Here is a 3,597-nt window from a genome sequence, read left to right on the forward strand (position 1 = left end):
GCGGCCTCGTCGCGCCGCACCCCGATCAGGTCTTGCACGAGCCCCGCGCCATCTGTGAAGCCGTTGCGTGCCGCCAGCCCGTCGGCGCCGAGCTCTCGCGCGGAGCGGCGCTCGATGTCGGCGGCCAGAACGGCGATGGACTCGTCCAGCTGCGACCTGATGCCGCCCAGCAGCCGAGCCGCCTCGACCTCTTCCGCCGCCGAAAGCCCGTCGAGATCGGACCCGCACGGCAGTGACCCGGCCACCACCGGGGCCAGGCTGCGCAGCGCATCGATCACCGAGGACATGCCAGCAAGCTACCTCTGGCCACCGACATTCAGACCCGAACATCCGAAACTGTGTACGAACCGCCTAAGCGCGCCCTGTGGGCGGAAAGACCCGCGCAGCGGACTCGAGCGGACTCAGCCCCGCGGCAGGATTCCGACCGCGTCATAGACGCGCGCGAGCGTCGCCTCGGCGACCTCGTTCGCCCGGGCCGCGTTGAGCGCGAGCAGGCGGTCGAGCTCGGCCGGGTCGGCGAGCAGCTCGAGCGCACGGGCGCGCACAGGCTCGAGCTCGGCGATCACGGCGTCTGCCACGGCTCGCTTGAAGTCGCCGTAGCCCTTGCCGGCGAACTCGCCCTCTGCCGCCTCGACCGACGAGCCGGTGATCGCCGTGTAGATCTCGAGCAGGTTCGTGACGCCGGGCTTCGACGCCCAGTCGTAGCGCACCTCGGCGCCCGTGTCGGTGACGGCGCGCATGATCTTCTTGCGCGTCACCGACGGCTCGTCGAGCACCCAGATCAGCCCCGCGTCGGTGGCCGCCGACTTCGACATCTTCGAGGTCGGCTCTTGCAGGTCGTAGATGCGCGCGCCCTCTTCCGGGTATTTGCCGGCCGGCACAGTGAACACCTCGCCGAATCGCGAGTTGAACCGCTCGGCGAGGTTCCGGGTCAGCTCGACGTGCTGCTTCTGGTCGTCGCCCACCGGCACCACCTCTGCGTCGAAGAGCAGGATGTCGGCGGCCATCAGCACCGGGTAGTCGAACAGGCCGACCGTGGTTCCCTCGGCGCCGAAGCGCTGCGACTTGTCCTTGAACTGCGTCATGCGGCTCGCCTCGCCGAAGCCCGTGATGGTGTTCAGCACCCAGGCGAGCTGCGCGTGCGCGGGCACGTGCGACTGCACGTAGAGCGTGGACTTGCCCGGCTCGACCCCTGCGGCGAGGTACTGCGCGGCGAGCCCGCGCGACGCGGCCGCCAGGGTCTTCGGATCGAACGACGCGTTCGTCAGAGCGTGCAGGTCGACGATCGAGAAGAACGCGTCGTACTCGTCCTGCATGCCGCGCCACTGCAGCAGAGCACCGATGTAGTTGCCGAGGTGCAGCGAGTCGCTCGAGGGCTGGATGCCCGAGTAGAGGCGGGGCTTGGTCATGCGGGTTCCTTGCGTTTCACAGTTCAGATGAGGGCGAGCGGATGTCTGACGGGCCGCCCTAATTAAGAGGAGTTCCTACAGCGTGTAGTCGACGACGACCGGCGCGTGGTCGGACCAGCGCGCGTCGTAGCTGGGGTAGCGATCGACGGCGTACGCGGTGGCCTTCTCAGCCAGTTCGGGCGTCGCGACCTGGTAGTCGATGCGCCAGCCGGTGTCGTTGTCGAACGCCTGGCCGCGGTTCGACCACCACGTGTACGGCCCGTCGACCTCGCCCGAGAACCTGCGGCCCAGGTCGATCCAGCCGAGGCCGGCCTTGCCCGTGTTGTAGCCCTCTTCGTCTTCCGCGCCGAAGATCTTGTCGAAGTACCTGCGCTCTTCGGGCAGGAAGCCCGCGCGCTTCACGTTGCCCTTCCAGTTCTTGATGTCGAGGGTGCGGTGGCCCACGTTGAGGTCGCCCATGAACACCGACAGCGGGTTGTGCTCGCGCAGCTCGGGCAGTCGCTTCAGCAGCGCGTCGAGGAACTTGTACTTCTCGACCTGCTTCGGGGTGTCGACCTCGCCGGAGTGCACGTAGGTCGAGACGACCGTCACGATCGTTCCGTCGACGTTGTAGTCGGCCTCGAGCCAGCGGCCCGCCGAGTCGAAGTCGTCGTCGCCGAACGTCACGCGGTGGATCTCGGCCTTGTTCCGGCTCGCGAGCGCGACCCCGGCGCGGCCCTTGGCGGTCGCCTCGTCGTGCAGGATGTTCCACTCGGGCCCGAGCAGCGCAGAGAGGTCGTCGACGGTCGCGCGCACCTCTTGGATGGCGATGATGTCGGCGCCGCGGCTGTTCACCCAGTCGCCCATGCCCTTGCGGTAAGCGGCGCGGATGCCGTTCACATTGACCGATGCGATGCGCAGGGACGTGGATTTCGCCATGGGAAAAGCCTAGTCGGGGCGTCCGACATGCTCGCGGTCGGGGTCGTTGGCGGTCACGATGCGCAGGTGCCGCAGGGCGCGCAGCAGCAGGCGACGCGCGCGCCGTCGCCGGCGCCACCCCGTGACCCGCTCATAGACCTCGTTCGCCGTGCGCACCGCGCGCCGGGCATCCTCGAGATCTCGCTGATATTCCTGCCGCAGCCGCTCGTGCGCGGCCTCCTCCGCCGACATCCGGCGGGCGGACATACCGCGATCCTCCATGCCGACGGCGATCCAGGATGCCGCGATCAGGATCACCTGGCAGACGAAGTTGAACCACAGCAGCAGACCGACGAAGACCGCGAACGAGGCGAGCAGCGGGTTGCGGGACGCCCCGCGCAGCAGGTAGCTGCTCGCCTGGCTCAGCACGGCGAGGGCGACGGCGCCCATCGCCGCGCCGACGATCAGGTTGCGCCAGGGGATGTAGAGGCGCGAGAGCACCCGGTACATGGCCGCGAGCGTGCCGAAGTTGATGAGCAGAGAGACGGCGACCGTGAGCCCGTAGACGCCCACGCGCGACGGCGTGGAGTCGGGGTCGAAGCCCATGTAGTCGAGGATCTGCTCGAGCAGCTGCGTCGTCAGCAGCGCGATGAGCGCCGACGCGATCAGCCCGAGCCCGAACACCAGGGCCTGCACCGAGTCGATGGCCTTCTGCACGAAGAAGTTGCGCTGGTCGTTGCCGACGTCGAAGATCACGCGGATCGCCGTGCGGGTCGCCCCGAGCCAGCCGAGCGCGGTCCAGACGAGGCCTGCGAGGGCGATGATGCCCGTGACCGACAGGGTGCGGTTGGCCGTGTTGATGATCTCGCTCGAGATCGCGCCGCTCGGGCCGATCAGGTTCGGAACAGCCTGGTTCACGAGGATGACGAGCTGGCCGTACACGGCCTGGTTCGATGTCACCCAGATGCCCGCGACCGAGAACCCCACCCACACGGCTGCGAAGATGGCGAACAGCGAACGGTACGCCATTCCTGCCCCGAGCAGCGGCCCGTTGGCGTCGCTGTAGCGCTGGAAGACGCGAGCCGGCCGCGTGCGCTGCGCGCGGTCGACGACGTCCTTCACCTGCTCGACGGCGGTGTTGGTCGTCTCGCGGACCTCCATGGTGATCATCTTCCCCGGTCGCCCGGGGTTCCGGCGCCCCGCGACCGCGTGCCGCGAGCGGCGGATAAACTCGTCCGCCGAGGCACCAGAAGGAGGAGCATGCGCATCAGCGGCATCGGCGTCGGTCGCG

The 3,597-nt window shown here is 68.6% G+C and carries 4 protein-coding genes; all 4 read right to left on the reverse strand.

Features of this window, described 5'->3' with window-relative positions:
* Positions 1–287, reverse strand: a 287-nt coding sequence (locus tag ACM2XV_RS13410) for a hypothetical protein (protein WP_487027292.1), incomplete at its 3' end; no start/stop codon positions are given.
* Between the two features lie 114 nt (positions 288–401).
* Positions 402–1,409, reverse strand: a complete 1,008-nt coding sequence (gene trpS / locus ACM2XV_RS13415) for a tryptophan--tRNA ligase (RefSeq protein WP_344775244.1) — start codon at positions 1,407–1,409, stop codon at positions 402–404.
* A gap of 75 nt (positions 1,410–1,484) precedes the next feature.
* Positions 1,485–2,327, reverse strand: coding sequence for an exodeoxyribonuclease III (locus ACM2XV_RS13420; protein WP_487027293.1), 843 nt, complete (start codon positions 2,325–2,327; stop codon positions 1,485–1,487).
* Positions 2,328–2,336: 9 nt separating this feature from the next.
* A complete protein-coding gene (locus ACM2XV_RS13425; RefSeq protein ID WP_487027294.1) occupies positions 2,337–3,467 on the reverse strand; it encodes a YihY/virulence factor BrkB family protein in 1,131 nt (376 codons plus the stop codon).
* Positions 3,468–3,597 lie beyond the last annotated feature (130 nt).

This window comes from Gryllotalpicola sp. CP2-P1 (assembly GCF_057512245.1).

Bases quoted from the DNA above. Each gene is read 5' to 3' on its own strand.
- trpS (WP_344775244.1), bottom strand. From the start codon at position 1,409: ATGACCAAGCCCCGCCTCTACTCGGGCATCCAGCCCTCGAGCGACTCG.
- ACM2XV_RS13420 (WP_487027293.1), bottom strand. From the start codon at position 2,327: ATGGCGAAATCCACGTCCCTGCGCATCGCATCGGTCAATGTGAACGGC.
- ACM2XV_RS13425 (WP_487027294.1), bottom strand. From the start codon at position 3,467: ATGGAGGTCCGCGAGACGACCAACACCGCCGTCGAGCAGGTGAAGGAC.